This window comes from Paraburkholderia nemoris, assembly GCF_905221015.1.
In the GTDB taxonomy this organism is placed as follows: domain Bacteria; phylum Pseudomonadota; class Gammaproteobacteria; order Burkholderiales; family Burkholderiaceae; genus Paraburkholderia; species Paraburkholderia nemoris.
In genome coordinates, this window is sequence record NZ_CAJNBO010000027.1 from 92,969 (window position 1) to 116,529 (window position 23,561).

A 23,561-nucleotide genomic window follows, 5' to 3' on the forward strand; every position below is an offset into this window, starting at 1 on the left:
GGTACAAAAGCAAGCTCAATTGCCGCGCGCCCAGCAACCTGGCGCACTAGCCTGCTTCAACGATCGCGCTGCTGCCCTTGCGGATCAGGACGCTCGACCTTGATCGGCACCAGTTGCGGCTGCTGGTCACGCAGGCGGCGCAGCAGATCGCGCGATGCGGCGATTCCGATCAGTCCCAGCATGACGGCCACGCCGATCATCAGATGCGTATCCATGAATCCCTCTTCCTTCGGTTGTTGCGATTGTTGCGGATCTTGCGATTTGCCGAACAGCGGCTAATTGAACGCGTCCGGCAGAATGCCGGCAGCGCATGAACCACACGTTAGCAAATCGACCCCGGCGCAGAAGTAAGGAAATGTTGCGACGCGGCACTTATGTAACAGTCTGTCACGCCACCGCCGCCTTGAACCGTCAACAATGGTCAACCGCCTGCGTGGCGCCGCTTCAGCTGCGCGCGAACTGGCGTAACTCTTCCTGATCGACGGCCAGCGTGGCGGGCAGTTCGTCGCGCAAAAATTCAACCCAAGTACGAATTTTCGCGTCCAGATACTGCCTGGACGGATACAGCGCATACAGATTCATTTCCTGCGACGTGTATTCCGGCAACAGCCACACGAGGTCACCGCTGCGCAGACCGCTAATCGCCGAGTAGATCGGTATCAGTCCGACCCCCATGCCGCTGCTCACCGCGACCGCCATCGCTTCGGCGACATTCACCTGAAAAGTGGTCGGGCCGAGGTTGATGGTTTCTTCGCCGTTCGGGCCGTCGAAGATCCATCTGTCGGTCGGGAATATCGGCGTCACCATTTGCAGACAAGTGTGGCGCGCGAGGTCTGAGGGTTTTTCGGGCACGCCGTGCCGCTCCAGATAAGCCGGCGACGCGCACGCGATGCTGAACGCGCTGCACAGTCGCTGCGACACGAGCCCCGAATCCGGCAGACCGATTGCCAATGTCAGCGACACGTCAAAACCTTCGTCGAGAAGATCGGGCATGCGCTGCGCCAGCGTCAGTTCAATGCTCACGTCCGGGTAGCGCTGCTGATAGCGGCCCACCGCCGGCACCACGTAGTGCTGGCCGAAGCTTGTCATTGCGTGGACCTTGAGCTTGCCGGACGGGCGCGCGTGGGCGTCGCCGGCCTCCGCTTCCGCCTGGTCCACGTACGCGAGGATCTGCTCGCAGCGCTGCAGATAGCGCTCACCCGCCTCTGTCAGTGCGATACGGCGCGTGGTGCGGTTCAACAGACGCGTGCGCAGGTGCGCTTCCAGGTCGGAAACCGCACGCGACGCGTACGCCGTGGTCGTGTTGAGGTGTTGCGCGGCACCCGTGAAACTGCCCGCTTCGACGACGCGGACAAATACGCGCATGTTTTGAAGCGTATCCATACTTTTCCCTAGTAATCCGCTGCGATTGTTACACGATTCGCAAAGGCGATTATCTCATATCGCGTAAAAATGCCTTGCATCTTTACCGGTTATTCCCCAATCAATCAAAAAATATAATGACGCACATGCTTCTATAGCCAATTTTGGAGGAAATCGTGCAGTCTCCGGTACAGAAAGGGGTCGCCGCAGCCGCGGTTCTTACGATCCTATTAACAATCGCCGGCTGTGCCAGTACCGGAGGCATCGCGCCGCAGGATCGCGGAATGGAGCCCTCCTCGCTCGACGTGGGCAACGCCATCCGGGCCGCCGACGCGGACGCCCAATGGCCTGCCGCCGACTGGTGGCGCGCCTATAACGACCCGCAGCTCAATGAGTGGATCGAAGCCGCGCAGACGAGCAACCCGAGTCTCGCTGTCGCCCAGGCGCGCGTGCGCGAGGCCATGTCGATGGCGGGTGTCGCCCGTTCGGCGTTATCGCCGCAAGTGAACGGCAGCCTGTCGATCCAGCGTCAGAAATGGGCCGACAACCTCTACTACGGCCCGGGCCCGCTCGCAGGCCAGCAGTCATGGAACAACACCGGCACGCTGGGTCTCTCATACAACCTCGATCTCTGGGGCAAGGACAAGAACGCCGCCGAGAGCGCGCTCGACGCAGCCCATGCCAGCGCGGCGGACTTCCGCGCCGCCCAGCTCGAACTGGAAGGCAACGTGGCGCGCACGTACATCGAGCTGTCGCTGAACTACGCGCTGCTCGATATCGCCAAGTCCACACTGCAGCAACAGCAGCAGATCGTCGACCTGGCGAACCGGCGCCTGAAAGGCGGCATCGGCACCCAGCTCGAAGTGAGCCAGGCCGAAACGCCGATGCCGGAATACGAACGCCAGATCGACGAGATCGAGGAAAAGATCGCCCTCGGCCGCAATCAGTTGGCCGCGCTGGCCGGTAAGGGTCCGGGCGCGGGTGACGCGATCCAGCGTCCGGCGCTCTCGCTCGACAACTCACCCGCCGCTCTGCCGAGCGCGTTGCCCGCGGATCTGATCGGCCATCGGCCGGACGTGGTTGCGGCGCGCTGGACGGTCGCGGCGCAAGCGCGCGGCATCGACGTCGCCAAGGCCAGCTTCTACCCGGACATCAACCTGCTGGCGTCGATCGGCGGCTATGCGGCGATGGGGCCGCTATTCCAGTTCCTGAAGGACCCGTCGCATAGCTGGAGCGCGGGTCCGGCGCTCTCGCTGCCGATCTTCGACGGCGGCCGTCTGCGCTCGCAGCTCGGCGCTGCGGCGGCCGGGTACGACGAGGCGGTCGACCGCTATAACCAGTCGATCGTCGGCGCGCTGAAGGACATCTCCGATCAGGTGATCCGGATCCGTTCGCTCGCCACCCAGGCGCAAGACGCAGATCGTTCGGTTGCAGCGGCGCGCAAGAACTATGACCTCGCGCGCGAAGGCTATCGGCGCGGTTTGACCGACTATCTGAACGTGCTGATCGCACAAAGTCAGTTGCTGCGCGCGCAGGAAGGCGTTGCGAAGATTCAGGCCGAGCGGCTGGGCGCGCATGCGTCGCTGGTCACGGCATTGGGTGGTGGACTCGACGAACCGGCCAACGGCCCACAGGCGAACGAGACGCTGCCGGCGCATGGGAAAAGTAAGGGCAACGCCGCGCCAGCCAGTTCGAACACCGCGGCCAAACCGTCGGACGTGCCGGCGCAAACCGGCTCCGCCAGCCACGCGGATAATGCCGCGCCGGATTCCGCCACGGTACAAGCGCAGGGCCCGACCGCTCCGGCGGCAGGACCGTCACGCGCCGCGACGAACCGCGCGGATGGCAACGCCCGCCCGAACGCCGCGGCAAGCACGAACCACGCTTCCGCCAACGTCAACGCCGGCGCGGCTGAGTGAAGAAGCCGACCATGTCAGCCCCCCCTTCTCTTTCACGCCCGTCATCGTTCGCCGCGCTCTACTCAGCCGCCGCCGACTGGGCCCGCACCGACGGCCTCACGTGGGTCTATCTGTTCAAAGCGCTCGCCGCCTGCTTCCTCGCGCTCGGCATCGCGATGAAACTCGACCTGCCGCAGCCGCGCACCGCGATGACTACCGTGTTCATCGTGATGCAGCCGCAAAGCGGGATGGTCTTCGCCAAAAGTTTCTACCGGATCTGCGGCACGCTGGTCGGCCTCGTCGTGATGCTGGCGCTGATCGGCCTGTTCGCGCAGCAGCCGGAACTGTTTATCGTCACCACCGCGATCTGGGTCGGCATCTGCACCGCGGGCGCCGCGCGCAATCGCAACTTCAAGTCGTATGGTTTCGTGCTGGCCGGCTACACTGCCGCGCTGATCGGTATTCCCGCTTCACAGCATCCGGATGGCGCGTTTCTCAGCGCGCTCACGCGGGTGGCTGAAGTGGTGGTCGGCATCATCTGCGCGGGCGCCGTCAGTGGCCTCGTGTTTCCGCAGTTCGCCGGCTTGCAAATGCGCAGCACCGTGCGTGCGCGTTTCTCGGCGTTCGTCGAGTATGTGTCGGCCTCATTGGCCGGCCGCAACGATCGCGCGCAGATCGAAGCGACCAATGCGAGATTTGTCGCCGACATCGTCGGTTTCGAAGCCGCGCGCAGTGTCGCCGTGTTCGAAGGCCCCGATTCGCGGATGCGCGGCGGCCGTCTCGCGCGTCTGAACAGCGAGTTCATGACCGCCTCGACGCGCTTTCACGCGCTGCATCAGTTGATGAACCGGCTGCGCGATTCGCAGACGAGCGGCGCGATGGTCGCGGTAGAAGCGCTCGAACCGTACTTCAAGGAAATCGCGCCGTTGCTCGCGAAATCCGGCGAACCGGTGTTGAGCGCCACGGATGCCGCCCACGCCGCCGCGCAACTCGACGCGTACAAAGCGGAGCTGCCCAAGCGGGTGCGCGAGACACGCGCCGCACTGGAAACGCAGCCGGACGCTCCGCTGCTCGACTTCGACACGGGCGCCGAACTTCTGTATCGCTTCATCGACGACCTGCACGCATACGCGGCCACCTATGCTTCGCTTGCCGTCGACACGCACGAGCGTGAGCGCTGGATCGAGCGTTACGAACCGAAAACGAATGGAATTGCCGCGGGCGTCGCCGGCTTGCGCGCGGCGATCGTCATGATCGTGCTCGGCGCGTTCTGGATCGCGACCGCGTGGCCAAGCGGCTCGACCTTGACGCTGGACGCCGCGGCGGTCTGCGCGCTGGCGTCAGCGTCGCCGAATCCGAAGCGCACGGCATTCCAGATGGCCGCCGGCACATTGGTCGCCTCAGTGATGGGGATGATCGCGGTGTACGGCGTGTATCCGCACATCGACGGCTTTCCGCTGCTGTGTGCCACGCTCACGCCGTTCCTGCTGCTCGGCGTATTCATGACGACGCGGCCCGCGCTAGCCGGCTACGGCGTCGGCTACTGCATCTTCTTCTGTTTCCTGGCTGGCCCGGACAACCTGATTCACTACGATCCGAGCGGCACCATTAACGACGCGATTGCGCTGGTGCTGTCGATGCTGGTGTGCGCGGTTGCCTTTGCCGTGCTGCTGCCGCCCTCGACGCCCTGGCTGCGCAATCGCCTGCTGGTGGACCTGCGCCGCCAGGTGGCGCTGGCGAGCCGCGCGGGCATGCGCCGGGTGCGTTCACGCTTCGAGAGCGGCGCACGCGATCTGATGTCCCAGATCAACGCGCTCGCGCAGAACGAACCCGAGGTCAAACGCGACACCTTGCGCTGGCTCTTCGCGGTGCTCGAAGTAGGCAACGCGATGATCGACCTGCGCGGCGAAGTGGCGGCGCTGCCGCGCGACGCACGCTACGCGAAGTCGATGCCGTGGCGCATCACATTGCGTGCGATGCGCGATGCGGTGACCGCGCTGTTCGAACGGCCGCGTGCGGACCGCTTCGACCGCGCGCTCGCCGCCACCACCGATGCGATTGCCGCCGTTCAACTGATGCTCGCCACCTTCACGCCACCGCGTGAGGATCGGCATCGGCTGCAACGCATTCTGAGTCAACTGCATTTCATTCGTACCGCGCTGCTCGATCCGCAATCGCCGCTTGAACCGCTGATGAGCGGACGTGCCGACGCGTCAGAAGGAGTTCGTCATGCCACGTGATATCGCCGTTTTCGACGCCTACGTGCCGGCCATTGTGCTGCTGTTTGTCGCGGGCGCCGCGCTTACCTGGGTGCTGGACCGCGTGATCGCCTATACGGGCCTGTATCGCGTGGTGTGGCATCCATCCTTGTTCCGGGCCAGCTTGCTCGTGTGTGTGTGCGGCGTGCTGGGTCTCGCCGTTTATCGTTGATCAGAGTCGAAACATGACCATCCGAAATGTTGTGGGCTTCGTCGCGACAGCCGTTATTTTTATCGTCGCGATTTTGATTGGGCGCGTGTTGTGGGTTCATTACATGGATGAGCCGTGGACACGTGATGGGCGCGTGCGCGCTGAAATTGTGAATGTGGCGCCTGATGTTTCTGGCGCTGTTGTGGATTTGCCTGTTAAAGACAACCAACTGGTTAAGAAGGGGGATCTGTTGATGCAGGTCGATCCTTCGCATTATCAGATTGCTGTTGAGCAGGCCGAGGCTGCTGTTGCTGCGCGTAAGGCTGAGCTGCAGATGAAGCGGGATGATGCGCAACGGCGGGCTGATATGGATGCTTTGGTCGTGTCTAAAGAGAGTCGGGAGAATGCGACTCATACTGCTTCGGCTGCTGAGGCTTCTTATCAGCAGGCTTTGGCTGCGCTTGATGCTGCCAAGCTGAATCTTGAACGCACTCGTGTGGTGGCACCTGTTGATGGGTATGTCACTAATCTGAATGTGTTTCGTGGGGATTATGCTACTGCTGGGTCAGCTAAGCTGGCTATTGTTGATAGTCATTCTTTTTGGGTTTACGGCTACTTCGAAGAGACTAAGCTGCCTCATGTGCGGGTCGGGGATAAGGCTGAAGTTCGGTTGATGAGTGGCGGTACCTTGCAGGGGCATGTCGAGAGTATTTCTCGTGGCATCTATGATCGGGATAATCCGGAAAGTCGTGAGCTGCTCGCTGATGTTAATCCGACTTTTAATTGGGTTCGGCTTGCACAGCGGGTGCCTGTGCGGGTGAGGATTGATTCTGTGCCTGATGGAGTTGTGCTTGCTGCTGGGATTACTTGTACTGTTGTTGTTAAGCCTAGCTAAGGTTTTTGCCTTCGCGGCGCTTGTTGTCTGTGTTCTTAGGGCTTTGGCCTTTCCTTGTTTTGGTAGTGGTCTATTAGTGTTGCCCCTGTGCGGGGCGGCACCTACTTCTCTTTGCCGGCTGCAAAGAGAAGTAGGCAAGAGAAAGCAGCTCAAACCGCTACTGCTAAGTGGGCACCGTGGTCTGCTTGGGGTAGTGGTGCATCTGGAATCTGGGTTCGTGCACCTACATACGCTAGTGACAAGGGGCTCATCAGCTCCCACTCCGCACTGCGTGCGTCGCGGATGGGTATGCCAGGGAAACCAGGGGCTTCAGTTGCGCACCGTGAGGACCATCGGTTTCACCGCGGCGGCGCTGCGTGCGCCTTGGATCGGTATGCCGGGGAAATCAGGAGTTTCGCTTGAACATAGTGGGGTCCATCGGCCTCGCCTCGGCGGCGCGATGCGCGCCGAGGCGGTATTCCAGTCTCGTTTCTTTAGTCGCGGTGCTTCAGCGTTTTATAGCCTGAACTTTCCGACCATCTGCTTCAAGCCGCGGGCCTGGTCGTCCAGGGATCTGGCGGCCGCCGTGGCTTGTTCCACTAGTGCGGCGTTCTGCTGTGTGCCGGAATCCATCTGCGTGACGGCGAGATTGATCTCTTCAATTCCCGCGCTCTGTTCCGATGAGGCCGCCGATATCTCGCCCATGATGTCGGTTACGCGTTTCACCGCCTTCACCACTTCGTCCATCGTTTGTCCGGCATCCTGCGCCAGCGTCGAGCCGTTGCTCACTCGCTCCACCGATGTGCTGATCAAGCCCTTGATCTCCTTCGCGGCAGCCGCGCTGCGTTGGGCCAAGTTGCGCACTTCGGCGGCGACTACCGAGAATCCTCGGCCTTCTTCGCCGGCACGTGCTGCTTCCACCGCTGCGTTTAACGCGAGAATGTTGGTCTGGAATGCAATCCCCTCGATCACGCCGATGATGTCGCCAATGCTCCGCGCGCTGTCGTTGATCTCGTTCATCGTCGCCACCACGCGGCTTACTACGTCGCCACCCTTCTCCGCAATTTCCGAGGCGTTGTTGGCTAGGGTGCTCGCCTGCTTGGCGTTGTCGGCGTTTTGACGAACCGTGGAAGTCAGTTGCTCCATGCTGCTCGCGGTTCGTTCGAGCGCCATTGCCTGTTGTTCAGTGCGCTGCGACAAGTCGAGGTTGCCCATCGAGATTTCGCCGGATGCGGTCGCGATTGCGTCCGCGCTGGATGCGATGTCGGACACCGTCGTCGCGAGGCCGCTTTGCATGTCGTGCAGCGCGTACAGCATGCTCGACTTGTCCTTGCGGCCCAATGCGATCTGGTTCGATAGGTCGCCCGCGGCGATTCGGCTCGCGATTTCCTTTGCGTATGCCGGCTCGCCGCCGAGTTGGCCGGCGAGGCGTCGGATTACCCACTCGCTAATGCCGAACGCCAGTACGATCAGCGCGACTGTCATCGCCGCGAGCATCACGAACGATGAGTGGAAGATAAAGCCCGATGCCTCGATGGTCGCCTTCGCGGCTGTGCCGCGTTGGGCGACGAGTTCGTCGACCAGTTTTTCGAGCTTGCCGGTCTCGACCAGCAACGAGACGTCCTGAGTGCCGACCTGCCAGTTCATCTGCGAAAGATCGAGCGGTTGCGCTTTTACGAGGGTCACGAAGTCGCGCAAGTGGCCGCTCCATACGGTGACGGCTGCGGCGAATTTTTTCTGCTGGTCGACGGCCTTTGCGTCGGATGTGTCGACGTACTGTTGCAGCGTGCCGAGCTCTCGGGCTAGGCCGCTCAAGCCCTTGTCGATGTCGGCGCCGAGCTCGTCGCGCTCCTTGGCGGTGGTCGCGGTCAGCAGCATCTTTTGCGCGCGGCTTGCGCGCAGCATGTGGCCACGCGCCTCTTCCGCAGCGCGGCTCGCGACGTGGCCCTGGTCGTAGATCGATTGTGCGGAAGCATTCAGGCGGCTGATCTGGGTCAGCGAAAACACGCCGATCGCAAGCGTGCCGATCAGCAGCACGGCAAACGCCAGCCGCAACGTCGCCTTCACCGACAAGCCCTTGAGCCGCACGGCCCGCGAGCGGTTGCCCTGGCCACGCGATGGCGACGGCTTGCCCGCCGCTTCCCCTTCCGGTACGAACCCCGCGCCCGTCTGGCCACCCAGCGAAACTGCTTTCATATTCCTCGTCCCCACGTTTCGAACTGCCGGAAAGGTCGGTTCCGGCATTAATACTTATCTCTCCGGGTCTACGGCACAAACGTCTGCGATCTTTAACGCCGCTCGTCTCATGCCGATTGTCGCGCCCGGTCCTCGACGCGTCGCCTTGTAAGCTTCGCGCCCGCGACCGTTTTATACATGGCCAAAAATCCCCGAATCGCATTTATCAGACGGCGTGCCAGCCACGCATCGCCATGCGCAACACGCTTGACACAGGCACCGTTGCGGTGCACCGCGTTTGAGGTTTCGGCACATCCATGACGCATGGAATACGCAATTCGTGTCCGATTCTCGACAAAACTTGTCCTTACAATTCGCGCGAGCCACATTAAACTTCGACAAATAGCTGACAAGGCCCGGCGCCGCGTCGAAATGCCGCGGCAACCCGGCAGGTCACGCACAGGCATGCGAATGCCTGGAATCGCGACGCGCCGGCGGCCTGAAATCATGACCGCACACCCTTTCTTCTCTCTCATCTAGCGTATGGAAACGAGCCTCGATAAAAGCGCCCTCGCAGGCGCCTCAGCCTCCCCCGCGGGTTCCGCCAACCCCGCTGGCGCGCAGCCGGCTGCCAAGGTCCAGCGCACGGTCTATTCCGTGCTGGGTGCGATCAGCTTTTCGCACCTGCTCAACGACATGATCCAGTCGTTGATCCTGGCGATCTACCCGATGCTGAAAGACAACTTTTCGCTGTCGTTCGGGCAGATCGGCCTGATTACGCTGACCTACCAGATCACCGCGTCGCTGCTGCAGCCGCTGGTCGGCAGCTATACCGACAAGCATCCGAAGCCGTATTCGCTGCCGGTCGGCATGGGCTTCACGCTCGCCGGCCTGCTGCTGATGTCGGTCGCGCCGAGTTTCGGCGTGCTGCTGGTCGCGGCGGCGCTGGTCGGCTGCGGCTCGTCGGTGTTCCATCCGGAATCGTCGCGGGTGGCGCGCATGGCCTCGGGCGGCCGTCACGGTCTGGCGCAGTCGCTGTTCCAGGTGGGCGGCAATGCGGGTTCGTCACTCGGGCCGCTGCTTGCCGCGTTGATCGTGATTCCGCACGGCCAGCGCAGCATCGCGTGGTTCTCGGTGGCGGCGCTGGTCGCGATCGTCGTGCTCACGCAGATCGGCCGCTGGTACAAGCAGCATCCGGCCGTGAAGAAGGCGCGCAGCCAGACCGGTCACGCGACCCTGTCGCGCAACCAGGTCATGTTCGCGATGGGCGTGCTGATGCTGCTGGTGTTCTCGAAGTACTTCTACCTCGCCAGCATCAACAGCTATTTCACGTTCTATCTGATCGACAAGTTCCATCTGCCGGTGCAGGCCGCCCAGGTCCATCTGTTTGTGTTCCTCGCGGCGGTTGCGGCAGGCACGGTGATCGGCGGTCCGATCGGCGACCGGATCGGCCGCAAGTACGTGATCTGGGTGTCGATCCTCGGCGTCGCGCCGTTCACGCTGCTGCTGCCGTATGCCAACCTGTTCTGGACCGGCGTGCTGACGGTGATCATCGGTATCGTGCTGGCTTCGGCGTTCTCGGCGATCCTCGTCTATGCGCAGGAACTGGTCCCCGGCAAGGTGGGGATGATCGCGGGCCTCTTCTTTGGTCTCGCGTTCGGCATGGGCGGGATCGGCGCTGCCGTGCTGGGGCAGTTGGCCGACGCCACCAGCATCACCTATGTGTATAAGGTCTGCTCGTTCCTGCCGCTGATCGGCCTGTTGACGGTGTTTCTGCCGGATGTCGAAGGCAAGCGCGCGAAAGCGTGATGGGATCTCTTCTGGTTGCATGTAGAAAAAGGCGCTACGGCGCCTTTTTCCGTTGGGCCGCCCCCTCATGGTGAACCCGCGTTGTCCGCAAGGTGACGCCTGCTCTATGCTTGTGCGGATGTACGTGCTGCCCTCTCGCCGCGCCGCGCCGCCGCCCCGAGCCGTACGACTCGACATCCGTTCACTCACGCAGCAGAAGGATCGCCGCCGATGACCACCTACCGCGACTTCCACCGCCGTTCGATCGAGCAGCCCGAGGAATTCTGGCGTGACGAGGCGCAGCGGATTCATTGGCAAACGCCGTTCGATACCGTGCTCGACCGCTCAAATCCGCCGTTCGCGCGCTGGTTCGTCGGCGGCCGCACGAACCTGTGCCATAACGCGGTGGACCGGCATATGGCCGAGCGCCCCCAGCAGAACGCGCTGGTGTACGTGTCGACGGAAACCGGCATCGAGCGGCGCTACACCTACGCCGAGCTGTACGCGGAAATCAACCGCATGGCCGCGGTGATGCGCTCGCTGGGTGTGAAGCGCGGCGACGTCGTGCTGCTCTATCTGCCGATGATCCCCGAAGCGCTGTTCGCGATGCTCGCGTGCGCGCGGCTCGGCGCGATTCACTCGGTGGTGTTCGGCGGCTTCGCGGCGCCCAATCTGGCGGCCCGCATCGACGATGCGAAACCTGTACTGATCGTCACCGCCGACGCCGGCGCGCGTGGCGGCAAAGTGATCGACTACACGCCGCTGGTGGACGAAGCGCTTGCGCGCGCGACCCACAAGACGCCGCACGTGCTGTTGATCGACCGGCAACTCGCGCCCGAGCGCCTGAACGCGAGCTACCTCGTCGCCTACGAGCCGCTGCGCGAGAAATTTTTCGACGCCCACGTGCCGTGCGAATGGCTCGAATCGAACGAACCCTCGTATGTGCTGTACACGTCGGGCACCACCGGCAAGCCGAAGGGCGTGCAACGCGATGTCGGCGGCTATGCGGTGGCGCTCGCGGCTTCGATGGAACACATCTTTCAGGGCAAGCCCGGCGACACGATGTTCACCGCGTCGGACGTAGGCTGGGTGGTCGGCCATAGCTACATCGTCTATGCGCCGCTGATCGCGGGCCTCACGACCGTGATGTACGAAGGCACGCCGATTCGTCCGGACGGCGGCATCTGGTGGCGCCTCGTCGAACAGCACAAGATCAATCTGATGTTCACCGCGCCGACTGCGTTGCGCGTGCTGAAAAAGCAGGACCCGGCGCTGCTGAAAAAATCCGATCTCTCGAGCCTGCGCGCGCTGTTCCTTGCCGGCGAGCCGCTCGACGAACCGACCGCCGCATGGATCGCCGACGCGCTCGGCAAGCCCGTGATCGACAATTACTGGCAGACCGAAACCGGCTGGCCGATGCTGGCGATTCCGCGCGGCGTCGAAGCGTTGCCCACCAAGCTCGGCTCGCCGGGCGTGCCGTCGGCCGGCTTCAATCTGACCTTGCGCAACGAACTGACGGGCGAGCCCTGCCCGCCCGGCGAAAAAGGTGTGCTTACGCTGGGCTATCCGCTGCCGCCCGGCTGTATGTCGACGGTATGGGGCGATGACAAGCGCTTTGTCAGCACGTACTGGTCGAGCATTCCGAACCAGCAGGCCTACTCGACCTTCGACTGGGGCATTCAGGATGAAGACGGATACGTGACGATCCTCGGCCGCACAGACGACGTGATCAACGTCGCCGGCCACCGGCTCGGCACGCGCGAGATCGAGGAGGCGTTGTCGAGCCACGCGGCGGTCGCGGAAGTCGCGGTGGTCGGCGTGACGGATGCGCTGAAGGGGCAAACGGCGATGGCCTTTGTGGTGCTGCGCGACGCGCAAGCCTATGCGAGCGAGAAGGCACGGGCGAAGCTGGAAGCCGAACTCACCGCAACGGTCGACCGCCAGCTCGGCGCGATTGCGCGACCGGCGCGTGTGGTGGTGGTGTCGATGCTGCCGAAGACGCGCTCGGGCAAGCTGCTGCGCCGCGCGATTGCGGCGCTGGCCGAGGGACGCGAGCCGGGCGATCTGCCAACGATCGAGGATCCGGCGGCGCTGCAGCAGGTGCGGGAGGCGCTGGGGGTTTCCGGGAAGGGATAGCGCACAGGCGCGCGGCCAATTCGTAGCTCGCGCGATTCAACCCGCGCTACGCGCCTCAAGAAACCGCTTCAGAATCGCATTCGAATACGTCCCCGCGATCTCCGTGAGAAACGACACGAACGATTGCGGCGCGTGATCGTCGGCGGTGTCGGAGATGGTCCGCACTACCGCGCACGGCAGGCCGTACTCGTAACAGACCTGCGCGATCGCCGCGCCTTCCATCTCGACCGCGAGCGCATCTGGCAGCGCATCGCGCAAGGCCTTGACGCCCGTTGCACTCGCTACGAACTGATCGCCACTAATAATCAAGCCACGATGTACGCGCGGCTCGCGCGTGCCGAAGCGCGCAGCCGACGCAGCGCCCTCTTCAGCAACAAAACGCTCACACGCGGCAGCCAGTTGATCAGCAAGCGCCGCATCGGCTGCGAAGCGCGACACGCCGAGCAACGGCACTTCGAAGCGCGGAAACAACGGCGACGCGTCGAGATCGTGCTGCATCAGCACGTTGGCGACGACGATATCGCCAACCCGCACCTCAGTCCCCACCCCACCCGCCACGCCGGTGAACACGACCGCTTCGACGTCGAATGCATGAATCAAGGCGCTGACGGTGGCCGCCGCTGCGACCTTGCCGACACGCGCCAGTGTCACGACGCAAGGCGCGCCGTGCACAGTGCCGAGGTGATAGTCACGCTGACCGTGGGTAATCGTGCGTACGCCGGATTCGGCGCGCATCGCTTCGATCAGATCGCCGAGTTCCTGCGGCAAGGCCGCCAGAATGCCAAGCGGACGATGCGAGACCGGCGCGCCGCTGCGGTTTGTATCGATGCCGCCCGTGCTCATTCAACCGCCTGCAATTTGGCGACCGCAAGCGCCAGCCACTTCTCGCCGTGCCGCTTGAATTTGACCTGGGCCTTGGCATCCGTGCCACCGCCTTCCAGTGCGGTGATCGTGCCTTCCCCGAACTTGGTGTGGAACACCTGCTGGCCGACACGGAAACCCGTTTCGGCCGCGCGTTGTTCGTTCGCAAAAGCCGGCAACGGCGCCGGCGTCGACGAGACGGCGCCCGTGTAACCCGGCCGCGCGAACCAGTCGCGACCATAACCGGCGTTATCCGAACGCCCGCCCCAGCGCGCGCCCGCTTCGACCTTCGGCGTGAGCCACTTGAGGGTTTCCTGCGGCAGTTCGTCGAAGAAGCGCGAGCGGATGTTGTAGCGCGTCTGGCCGTGCAGCATCCGGCTCTGCGCGAACGACAGATACAAACGCTCCTTGGCCCGCGTGATCGCCACGTACATCAGACGACGCTCTTCTTCCAGACCGTCCGATTCCATCGCGCTGTTTTCATGCGGGAACAGCCCTTCTTCGAGCCCGGTGATAAACACCGCCGTGAACTCGAGACCCTTGGCCGCGTGCACCGTCATCAACTGCACGGCTTCCTGACCGGCTTGCGCCTGGTTGTCGCCTGCTTCCAGCGACGCGTGCGACAGGAAACCGGCGAGCGGCGTCATCGTGTCCGGGTTTTGCGCCGGATCAGCGATGCCGGGCGCGTCCAGCACGACGGTATTCGGATCATCCGTGGCGACGGCCAGCTCAGGCGCCGTGGTCGCACCCGGGCGCAGCGGAATCGAGCGCGCAGGCGTATCCATGCCGTAGCCTTCTTCGCTGACGAAAGCAGCGGCCGCGTTGACCAGTTCCTGCAAGTTCTCCAGCCGGTCCTGGCCTTCACGTTCGTTCTGATAGAACTCCGTGAGACCGCTCGTGCGGACCACGTATTCGACCGTTTCCGGCAGGCTCATCTGCTGCGTTTCCGCGCGCATCTTGCCGATCAGGTTCGCGAAACTCGCGAGGCTCGACCCCGCCTTACCCGCGACATACGGAATCGCCGCGGCCATCGAGCTGTTGTACAGACGCGCCGCGTCGGCAAGTTGCTCGATCGAGCGCGCGCCGATGCCGCGCGTGGGGAAATTGACGACGCGGGCGAACGCGGTGTCGTCGTTCGGATTGTCGATCAGGCGCAGATAGGCGAGCGCGTGCTTGACTTCCTGGCGCTCGAAAAAGCGCAGACCGCCGTACACGCGATACGCGATACCCGCATTGACCAGCGTGTGTTCGATCGTGCGCGACTGCGCGTTGCTGCGATAAAGGATGGCGATTTCGCTGCGCGAGGTGCCGGTGCTGATCAGCGCCTTGATTTCCTCGACGATCCAGCCGGCTTCCTGCGTATCAGTTGCGGACTCGTAGACGCGCACCGGTTCGCCGTGACCCGCGTCGGTGCGCAGATTCTTGCCCAGACGCCGCGAATTGTTGGCGATTAGCTGATTGGCAGCGTCGAGAATATGGCCGTGCGAGCGGTAGTTCTGCTCCAGCTTGATCATGTGCCGGACGTTGAACTCGTGTTCGAAGTCGCGCATGTTGCCGACGTTCGCGCCGCGGAAGGCGTAGATCGACTGGTCGTCGTCGCCGACCGCGAAGATCGAGTTGGTCTGCCCGGCCAGCATTTTCAGCCACGCATATTGCAGCTTGTTGGTGTCCTGGAACTCGTCGACGAGGATGTGCCGGAAGCGCGCCTGATAGTGGGCGCGCAGCGGCGGATTGTGCGCGAGCAGTTCGAAGCAGCGCAGCAGCAATTCCGGAAAGTCGACGACGCCTTCGCGCTGGCATTGCTGGTCGTAGGCTTCGTAGAGTTCGACGAATTTGCGGTTGAAGTTGTCGGTGGCGTCGACGTCTTTCGGGCGCAGGCCTTGTTCTTTCGAATTGTTGATGAAGTACTGGAGATTTTTCGCCGGGTACTTTTCATCGTCGATGTTGAGGCCCTTCATCAGACGCTTGATCGCGGAGAGCTGGTCCGCGGTATCGAGAATCTGGAAGGTGGCCGGCAGGCCGGCGTCGCGATGATGCGCGCGGAGCATGCGGTTACAGAGGCCGTGGAAGGTGCCGATCCACATGCCACGGGTATCGATCGGCAGGAGCGCCGAAAGACGCGACATCATTTCGCGGGCGGCCTTATTGGTGAAGGTCACCGCAAGGATAGTGGCGGGCGACGCCAGACCGTGCTGGATGAGCCACGCGATGCGCGTGATGAGGACGCGAGTTTTGCCGCTGCCTGCGCCTGCGAGGATGAGTGCGGGCTCGTTGGGGAGCGTGACGGCGGCGTGTTGTTCGGGGTTTAGATTGGCTAGCAGATCGGGCATTTTTTGGGAGGACGGCGAGGGCGTTCGACATTATATGCCCCTCCGGGGGTTGGGTTTTTTTGGGGGTTTTTTGCCTTCGCGGCGCTTTTTGTTCGTGTTCTGGGTTTGGTGCCTTTCCTTGATTTGGTAGTGGTCTATTAGCGTTGCCCCTGTGCGGGGCGGCACTAATAGACCACTAACAATGCAAGGAAAAGCACCAAAGCCAGAACAAGGAAACGCCAAAGCCCTAAGAACACTGACAACAAGCGCCGCACAGGCAAAAACCAACCCCAAAACCACCCCCAAAGCCCCCCGCGCGCAGCGCCGCTTATAATTGAACATTCTTTGCATCCACCAGCAGACGGACAGAAATGAGCGAGACCCCGAGCGACCCCACCTCCACACTTGCCAAAAGCTTCGAGCCCCACACCATCGAGGCCCACTGGGGCCCCGAATGGGAAAAGCGCGCCTACGCAAAGGCCACCTTCGACGAAAGCAAGAAAGACTTCTCGATCCAGCTGCCGCCGCCGAACGTCACCGGCACTCTCCACATGGGCCACGCGTTCAACCAGACGATCATGGACGGCCTCACCCGCTATCACCGCATGCTCGGTGAAAACACCCTCTGGGTGCCAGGCACGGACCACGCGGGCATCGCCACGCAAATCGTCGTCGAGCGCCAACTGGATGCGAAAGGCGTCTCCCGTCATGACCTCGGCCGCGAAAAGTTCACCGAACGCGTCTGGGAATGGAAGCAGGAATCCGGCTCGACCATCACGAATCAGGTGCGCCGCCTCGGCGCGTCGATCGACTGGTCGCGCGAATACTTCACGATGGACGACAAAATGTCGGCCGCCGTGCGCGACGTGTTCGTACGCCTGTATGAACAAGGCCTGATCTACCGCGGCAAGCGCCTCGTCAACTGGGATCCGGTGCTGCTCACCGCCGTCTCCGACCTCGAAGTGGTCAGCGAAGAAGAAAACGGCCACCTCTGGCACATCCAGTACCCGCTCACGGACGGCTCGGGCCATCTGACGGTCGCCACCACGCGTCCGGAAACCATGCTCGGCGATACCGCCGTGATGGTCCATCCGGAAGACGAACGCTATGCGCATCTGATCGGCAAGACGGTCACGCTGCCGCTCTCCGGCCGCGAAGTCCCGATCATCGCCGACGACTACGTCGACCGCGAATTCGGCACCGGCGTGGTCAAGGTGACGCCCGCGCACGATTTCAACGACTATCAGGTCGGCCTGCGCCACAAGCTGCCGATGATCGAGATCCTCACGCTCGACGCGAAGATCAACGACAACGCGCCGGAAACCTACCGCGGTCTGGACCGTTTCGAAGCCCGTAAGCAGGTGGTGATGGATCTCGAAGCGCTCGGCGCACTCGAATCGGTCAAACCGCACAAGCTGATGGTGCCGCGCGGCGACCGCACGGGCGTCGTGATCGAGCCGATGCTGACGGACCAATGGTTCGTCGCCATGAGCAAGCCGGCGCCGGAAGGCACCTTCAATCCGGGCAAATCGATCGCCGAAACGGCGTTGGACGTGGTTCGCAGCGGCGAAATCAAGTTCGTGCCGGAAAACTGGTCCACCACGTACTACCAGTGGCTCGAAAACATCCAGGACTGGTGCATCTCGCGCCAACTCTGGTGGGGCCATCAGATCCCGGCGTGGTACGGCGAAAACGGCGAAATCTTCGTTGCCAAGACCGAAGAAGGCGCGCGCGAGAAGGCCGCGGAAGCCGGCTACACGGGCCCGCTTAAGCGCGACGAAGACGTGCTCGACACATGGTTCTCATCGGCGCTGGTGCCGTTCTCGTCGCTCGGCTGGCCTGCCGAGACGCCAGAGCTGAAGCACTTCATGCCTTCGTCGGTGCTGGTCACCGGTTTCGACATCATCTTCTTCTGGGTCGCGCGCATGGTCATGATGACCACGCACTTCACTGGCAAGGTGCCGTTCGACACGGTCTACGTGCACGGTCTGGTGCGCGACGCCGAAGGCCAGAAGATGTCGAAGAGCAAGGGCAACACGCTCGACCCGATCGATATCGTCGACGGCATCGACCTCGACGCGCTGGTCGCCAAGCGCACCACCGGCCTGATGAATCCGAAGCAGGCTGCGTCGATCGAAAAGAAAACCCGCAAGGAATTCCCGGACGGCATTCCGGCGTTCGGCACGGACGCGCTGCGCTTCACGATGGCGTCGATGGCCACGCTCGGTCGCAACGTCAACTTCGACCTGGCGCGCTGCGAAGGCTATCGCAACTTCTGCAACAAGCTGTGGAATGCCACCCGCTTCGTGCTGATGAACTGCGAAGGCCACGATTGCGGTTTCGGCAAGCCGGAGCAATGCGGCGAATGCGGTCCGGACGGCCCCCTGAATTTCTCGGCAGCCGACCGCTGGATCGTCTCGCGTCTGCAGCGCGTGGAAGCGGAAATCGCCAAGGGTTTCGCTGACTATCGTTTTGACAATGTGGCCAACGCCCTATACAAGTTCGTATGGGACGAATACTGTGACTGGTATCTCGAACTCGCCAAGGTGCAGATCCAGACTGGTCAGCCGAACCAGCAGCGCGCAACGCGCCGCACGCTGCTGCGCGTACTCGAGACGGTGTTGCGCCTCGCGCATCCGGTGATTCCGTTCATCACCGAAGCGCTGTGGCAAAAAGTTGCGCCGTTGGCCGGACGTTATCCCGAAGGCAAAGCCGAGGGCGAAGCGTCCATCATGGTGCAGCCCTACCCCGTTGCAGAACCGTCGAAGATCGACGAAGACGCGGAGCAATGGGCGGCCGACCTGAAGGCGGTGATCGATGCGTGCCGGAATCTGCGCGGCGAGATGAATCTGTCGCCGGCGGTCAAGGTGCCGTTGCTCGCTACCGGCAACGCGGAGCGCCTCGCAACCTTCGCTCCGTACGCTCAGGCATTGGCCCGATTGTCGGAGGTGCAGATCATTGCCGACGAGGCAACGCTGGACGCGCAGGCAGATGGCGCGCCAATTGCTATCGTAGGGAATGACAAGCTGGTGCTGAAAGTGGAAATTGACGTCGCGATGGAGCGCGAGCGTCTGTCGAAGGAGATTGCGCGGCTTGGCACGGAAGTCATCAAGTGCAATGCCAAATTGCAGAATGAAAGCTTTGTGGCAAAGGCGCCACCGGCAGTCGTTGAGCAGGAGCAGAAAAGGCTGGCAGAATTCGAAACCACAATCGGCAAGCTGAAAGCCCAATTGGCACGTTTGCCGGCCTGATCGACGCGCCCTGTCCGCCCCGGGCTGACAGGGCGCTAAGCTAAACCAGAGGATTCAGGGTAATCACATGCTAAAAGTTACAAAAGCGGTTTTTCCGGTAGCAGGTCTTGGCACCCGGTTCCTCCCTGCCACGAAGGCAAGCCCGAAGGAGATGCTGCCGATCGTCGACAAGCCACTGATTCAATACGCGGTGGAAGAGGCGATGGCGGCCGGCATCACCGAAATGATCTTTGTGACGGGCCGCAGCAAGCGCGCGATCGAGGACCATTTCGATAAGTCATACGAAATCGAGGCCGAACTCCAGGCTCGCGGCAAGGACAAGCTGCTGGAATTGGTGCGCAGCATCAAGCCGAGCCATGTGGACTGTTTCTACGTGCGTCAGCCGGAAGCGCTCGGCCTCGGCCACGCGGTGATGTGCGCTGAAAAGCTGGTGGGCGACAACCCGTTCGCCGTCATCCTCGCGGACGACTTGCTGTACGGCAAGCCGCCCGTCATGACGCAGATGATCGAGGTGTTCGACCACTATCACAGCTCGGTGATCGGCGTCGAAGAGATCCCGCACTCGGAGACGAAGTCGTACGGTATCGTCGACGGCAAGGAGTGGGAAGACTCGATCATCAAGATGTCGGGCATCGTCGAAAAGCCGGAGCCGGACGTCGCGCCGTCGAATCTCGGCGTGGTGGGCCGCTATGTGCTGAAGCCGCGTATTTTCGAACATCTGCGCGCGCTGAAGCCGGGCGCGGGCGGCGAATTGCAACTGACGGACGCGATTCAGTCGTTGCTCGCCGATGAGCAGGTGCTGGCGTACAAGTACCACGGCACGCGTTTCGACTGCGGCAGCAAGCTGGGTTATCTGAAAGCGACGGTCGAGTTCGCGCTGCGTCACCCGGAAGTGGCAGCCGATTTCGAAGAATATCTGCGTACCCGTTCGCCGGTGCTGGAAGGCTGAGCAACGGGACAGCCGCGCGGAACCCTTGCGCTGTCAGCCTCTCGCGATTAAGCAGTAGTCGGATGTAAAAAAAGGCGCTGTGCCCCGCAATCGCGGGCACAGCGCCTTTTGTTTGGTACTTTTGTTTTGTATTTCAGCGGCGCTTCATCAGAAACGTGAAAACCTTGTCGTGCGACGAGCTTTCGACGATTTCGTTGCCGGTTTGCTTCGCGAATGCGGCGAAATCGCGCTGCGAGCCCGGATCGGTGGCGAGCACCTTGAGAATCTGGCCGCTTTCCATGTCGGCGAGCGCCTTCTTGGCGCGCAAGATGGGCAGCGGGCACATCAGCCCGCGCGCATCGACTTCCTTGTGAACCTGAATTTGCATCGACGATGACCTTCGGGGTGAGGCGCCATAAGCGACGCCGGACAGAGGGTCAAATTCTACAGCAGGTGTCGTTTAGCCGCCGGAAGTGACGCTGTCATGTCGAATATCGCAATCCGGCGGCGCTTTGCTGCCTTGGGCGCTACAACGTGACCGCCTCGCCGCTCTGCAGCGACTGCCGCAACGCCATGCCGATCCGCGTCGCTTCGAGCGCGTCGGCCAGCGTGGCGCCTGCCTGCGCATCCGATGCCGCGTCGCCCTGCACCGCCGCCACGAAGGCGCGCGCCTCATGCAAAAACGCATCCTCGAAACGATCGAAGAAGGTCGGCGTGCATTCGTTGCGAATGCCCGTCGCGTCGTAAATCTCGACGCGATTTGCACGCGGATTGTGGCCAATCGCCAGCGCGCCGGCAGTGCCGATCACCTCGCTATGCGTGTCGTTACCGTGAGCTTGCGTGCGTGACGCATAGAACATCGCGAGCTTGCCGTCTTCGAACTCGCAGATTGCCACGCCGTTATCGACGTCGCCGAATTCCCGCAGCCCTTCATGCAATGCAACCGCGCCCGCCGCGAACACGCGTTTGGCGCGCGGTTTCCCGAGCAGCCAACGCGCGACGTCGATGTCGTGCACGGTGCAATCCAGAAAGATCCCGCCGGAGGTCGCTGCAAAACGCACGAAGAAACCGTCGTTGTCGTTCTGATCGGTGGTTTGCGAGCGCACCAGAAACGGCCGGCCGATCTTGCCGGCTTCGATTTTGTCGAACGCATCCTTGTAGCTCGGATCGAAACGCCGCATGAAGCCGATGGTGGCCTGCAGATGCGGATAGCGCGCGGCCTCAGCCAATACGCGTTCGCACTCGGCGAGATCCAGCGACAGCGGCTTCTCGCAAAACACGTGTTTGCCCGCACGCAATGCATCGATAATCTGCTGCGCGTGCAAGGACGACGGCGTGACGAGCCACACCGCGTCCACGTCGCGATCGGCGAGCAGGTCCGCATAATCGGCGTAGAGACGCGGTTCGGGCAACGTCTCACGTGCCCACGCCCTTTCCTCTTCCACCGGACTGCAAGCGGCCACGAGCGTCGCGCCCGGCACGCGATACGCCAGATTCTCCGCGTGGCGCTTGCCCAACCGTCCCAAGCCGACCACACCCAAACGAAGCCGCCCAGTCGTCGCCTTCATCACGATGCCTCCCCGAGTTTCACCGCACGGCCCTCGCGCCACGAGCGCGTCGCGGCGTCGGCGAGTTCGAGCGCTTTCAGGCCGTCGGCGACGGTGGTTCGTACCGGCTTGCCGTGCGTGATCGCATCGAAGAAATGCGCGATTTCCAGTGCGTACGCCGCACGATAGCGCTCGAGGAAAAATGCCTCGGGCACGTCGCTCGACACTTCGGTTTTCGAATACGCAGTGACCTCGGTAGGCCGCACGTTGCCCGCCTGCAGCATGCCGGTGCTGCCGAGCACTTCGAAACGCTGGTCGTACCCATAAGCCGCGCGCCGTGCGGTGTTGATCTGGCACAGACGTCCGTGCTTCGTGCGGATCGTGACCGCGGTCGAATCGATATCGCCCGCTTCGGCAATCGCCGGATCCGAAAGACAACTCCCCGTGGCGTGCAGCGTGTCGGCTTCGTCGTCGAGAATCCAGCGGAAGATGTCGAAGTCGTGAATCAGCATGTCCTTGAAGATGCCGCCCGAGTGCTTGATGTACTCGACCGGCGGTGCGCCCGGATCGCGGCTCGTCACCACCAGCATTTCCGGCGTGCCGATTTCGCCCGCATCGATGCGCGCTTTCAACGCGGAAAAGGTCGGGTCGAAGCGGCGCTGAAACCCGATCATGCAAACCACGCCAGCACGCTCCACCGCTTCGGCGCAGGCACGTGCCCGTTCCAAAGTCAGATCGACCGGCTTCTCGCAGAACACATGCTTCTTCTGCGCGGCCGATTTCATGATCAGATCCGCGTGGGTGTCCGTGCTCGAACAGATCACCGTCGCGCCGATCGACGCATCGCCCATCGCGCCGTCGATGTCCGCAACCTGCGCGCCGTGCTCGGCAGCGAGCGCCGCAGCCGCCTCGCGATTCACATCGACCACATACTTGAGCCGCACGCCCGGCTGCCGCGCCAGATTCGCCGCATGAATCTTGCCGATACGTCCCGCGCCGAATACCGCTACGTCGATCGTCTTTACCGCCTCAGTCATCGTATCCTCCAGTCTCTTTGGATTCTTCTACGTTCAGTTCGAGCTTGTACGCGAGCGCGATGAACAACGCCTGGCACAAACAGATCGTGCTGGTCAGCGAGCGGAACGCAAACGCGCTGCCCTCTTTCACATATAGTTGGGTAGTGGCGTAACGCGCCAGCGGTGATAGTTGGCTATCCGTAATAACCAGCGTCTTCGCCTGATGGTGATGCGCCACGCGCAGGCAATATTGCGTTTCCTTGCCATACGGCGCGAAGCTGATCGCGATCACCACGTCGCTCTTCTTCACGCTGCGAATCTGTTCGCGGTACATGCCGCCAAAGCCGGATACCAGATGCACGCGCTTGGGGGTGTGCTGCAACGCGTAGACGATATAGCTCGCCACCGGAAACGAGCGCCGCACGCCGATCACGTAGATGTTGTCGGCCTGCTGCAGCATCTTCACGGCGGCGTCGAACTGCTGATCGTCAAGGCCGGCTTCGAGTTCTTCGAGACCGCCGCGCGAGGCCGCGATGAATTCGCGCGCCACGGAGCCGCCGGACAACGCGCCGGGTTTCTCGTCGATCAGCTTGCGAATCCGCTGCTGATAACTCGGCGAGGACGTGCCCTGACCCGTGTACGCCTGACGAAACACCGCCTGCAGATCGGAGAAACCGGAAAAGCCGAAGCGCTGCGCAAAACGCACCACCGCGGACGGATGCACGCCGCAACTCGCGGCGATATCGCTGGTGCGATCCACCATCACGCTCGAGCGATGCTGCTCGATATACGTCGCGACATTCTTCAATTGCCGCGGCAGCGCCTCGTAGTTTTCCGCGATGCGCTGCATCAATTCTTCGACGCTCGGCAAGTCTTCGGTGCTCTCTTCCGCCATGGCTCTCTCTTCGTTGCTTTATTGCAGTGCAGAAGACGCTTCCAGCGCGCGCCACACAGCATCCTGACGCTGCCGATTATAGGCAGGCGCCCCGTCAAATGGAATGTATTTT

At 62.5% G+C, this 23,561-nt stretch carries 17 protein-coding genes; 8 read left to right on the top strand and 9 right to left on the bottom strand.

Going from position 1 to position 23,561, the window contains the following annotated elements; all coding sequences use genetic code 11:
* Nucleotides 1–56: 56 nt before the first annotated feature.
* Nucleotides 57–215 carry a hypothetical protein gene (locus KHO33_RS32460; protein ID WP_172737886.1) on the bottom strand — a complete coding sequence of 53 codons (159 nt, stop codon included), beginning with the start codon at nt 213–215 and terminating at the stop codon, nt 57–59.
* A gap of 229 nt (nt 216–444) precedes the next feature.
* Nucleotides 445–1,383: a LysR family transcriptional regulator gene (locus KHO33_RS32465; RefSeq protein WP_054042271.1), complete on the bottom strand. Its 939-nt coding sequence runs from the start codon at nt 1,381–1,383 to the stop codon at nt 445–447.
* A gap of 155 nt (nt 1,384–1,538) precedes the next feature.
* On the opposite strand from KHO33_RS32465, the gene KHO33_RS32470 reads away from it, so the two are divergent.
* The 4 genes from KHO33_RS32470 to KHO33_RS32485 are packed head-to-tail and all read left to right on the top strand — an operon-like array spanning nt 1,539 to nt 6,564.
* Nucleotides 1,539–3,281: an efflux transporter outer membrane subunit gene (locus KHO33_RS32470; protein WP_200566716.1), complete on the top strand. Its 1,743-nt coding sequence runs from the start codon at nt 1,539–1,541 to the stop codon at nt 3,279–3,281.
* An 11-nt stretch (nt 3,282–3,292) separates the two neighbouring features.
* A complete protein-coding gene (locus KHO33_RS32475; RefSeq protein ID WP_200566715.1) occupies nt 3,293–5,500 on the top strand; it encodes an FUSC family protein in 2,208 nt (735 codons plus the stop codon).
* Complete coding sequence (locus tag KHO33_RS32480) at nt 5,490–5,690, top strand: DUF1656 domain-containing protein (protein ID WP_054042269.1); 201 nt, start codon at nt 5,490–5,492, stop codon at nt 5,688–5,690. Before KHO33_RS32475 ends, KHO33_RS32480 begins: the two co-directional genes overlap by 11 nt.
* Before the next feature lie 13 nt (nt 5,691–5,703).
* Nucleotides 5,704–6,564, top strand: a complete 861-nt coding sequence (locus tag KHO33_RS32485) for an efflux RND transporter periplasmic adaptor subunit (RefSeq protein ID WP_054042267.1) — start codon at nt 5,704–5,706, stop codon at nt 6,562–6,564.
* Between the two features lie 495 nt (nt 6,565–7,059).
* Here the strand turns inward: KHO33_RS32485 and KHO33_RS32490 are convergent, their stop codons facing one another.
* Complete coding sequence (locus tag KHO33_RS32490; RefSeq protein ID WP_054042265.1) at nt 7,060–8,739, bottom strand: methyl-accepting chemotaxis protein; 1,680 nt, start codon at nt 8,737–8,739, stop codon at nt 7,060–7,062.
* 522 nt (nt 8,740–9,261) lie between these two features.
* Between KHO33_RS32490 and KHO33_RS32495 the strand changes: the two genes are divergently transcribed.
* Both KHO33_RS32495 and KHO33_RS32500 read left to right on the top strand, forming a co-directional pair.
* The gene (locus KHO33_RS32495; RefSeq protein ID WP_200566714.1) at nt 9,262–10,527 is read left to right on the top strand and encodes an MFS transporter; all 1,266 of its coding nucleotides are present in this window, start codon (nt 9,262–9,264) and stop codon (nt 10,525–10,527) included.
* A 210-nt stretch (nt 10,528–10,737) separates the two neighbouring features.
* Nucleotides 10,738–12,642, top strand: coding sequence for a propionate--CoA ligase (locus KHO33_RS32500; protein WP_200566713.1), 1,905 nt, complete (start codon nt 10,738–10,740; stop codon nt 12,640–12,642).
* Between the two features lie 36 nt (nt 12,643–12,678).
* On the opposite strand, the gene KHO33_RS32505 is transcribed toward KHO33_RS32500, so the two are convergent.
* Nucleotides 12,679–13,485: a 5'-methylthioadenosine/adenosylhomocysteine nucleosidase gene (locus KHO33_RS32505; RefSeq protein WP_054042260.1), complete on the bottom strand. Its 807-nt coding sequence runs from the start codon at nt 13,483–13,485 to the stop codon at nt 12,679–12,681.
* Complete coding sequence (locus KHO33_RS32510) at nt 13,482–15,833, bottom strand: UvrD-helicase domain-containing protein (protein WP_200566712.1); 2,352 nt, start codon at nt 15,831–15,833, stop codon at nt 13,482–13,484. The genes KHO33_RS32505 and KHO33_RS32510 overlap by 4 nt, the downstream gene beginning before the upstream one ends.
* A gap of 350 nt (nt 15,834–16,183) precedes the next feature.
* Here KHO33_RS32510 and KHO33_RS32515 point away from each other — a divergent pair, with 350 nt between their 5' ends.
* Both KHO33_RS32515 and galU read left to right on the top strand, forming a co-directional pair.
* Complete coding sequence (locus tag KHO33_RS32515) at nt 16,184–19,063, top strand: valine--tRNA ligase (RefSeq protein ID WP_200566711.1); 2,880 nt, start codon at nt 16,184–16,186, stop codon at nt 19,061–19,063.
* A 67-nt stretch (nt 19,064–19,130) separates the two neighbouring features.
* The gene (galU, locus tag KHO33_RS32520) at nt 19,131–20,012 is read left to right on the top strand and encodes a UTP--glucose-1-phosphate uridylyltransferase GalU (protein WP_054042256.1); all 882 of its coding nucleotides are present in this window, start codon (nt 19,131–19,133) and stop codon (nt 20,010–20,012) included.
* A 133-nt stretch (nt 20,013–20,145) separates the two neighbouring features.
* Here the strand turns inward: galU and KHO33_RS32525 are convergent, their stop codons facing one another.
* The 4 genes from KHO33_RS32525 to KHO33_RS32540 form a co-directional block, all read right to left on the bottom strand.
* On the bottom strand, nt 20,146–20,373 hold the full coding sequence (locus KHO33_RS32525) for a sulfurtransferase TusA family protein (protein ID WP_054042293.1): 228 nt from the start codon (nt 20,371–20,373) through the stop codon (nt 20,146–20,148).
* A gap of 145 nt (nt 20,374–20,518) precedes the next feature.
* Complete coding sequence (locus tag KHO33_RS32530; protein ID WP_200566710.1) at nt 20,519–21,559, bottom strand: Gfo/Idh/MocA family oxidoreductase; 1,041 nt, start codon at nt 21,557–21,559, stop codon at nt 20,519–20,521.
* On the bottom strand, nt 21,559–22,575 hold the full coding sequence (gene iolG, locus KHO33_RS32535; RefSeq protein WP_054042252.1) for an inositol 2-dehydrogenase: 1,017 nt from the start codon (nt 22,573–22,575) through the stop codon (nt 21,559–21,561). Before iolG ends, KHO33_RS32530 begins: the two co-directional genes overlap by 1 nt.
* Entirely contained in the window at nt 22,568–23,449 is an 882-nt protein-coding gene (locus tag KHO33_RS32540; protein ID WP_093647639.1) for a MurR/RpiR family transcriptional regulator, read from the bottom strand. The genes iolG and KHO33_RS32540 overlap by 8 nt, the downstream gene beginning before the upstream one ends.
* Nucleotides 23,450–23,561 lie beyond the last annotated feature (112 nt).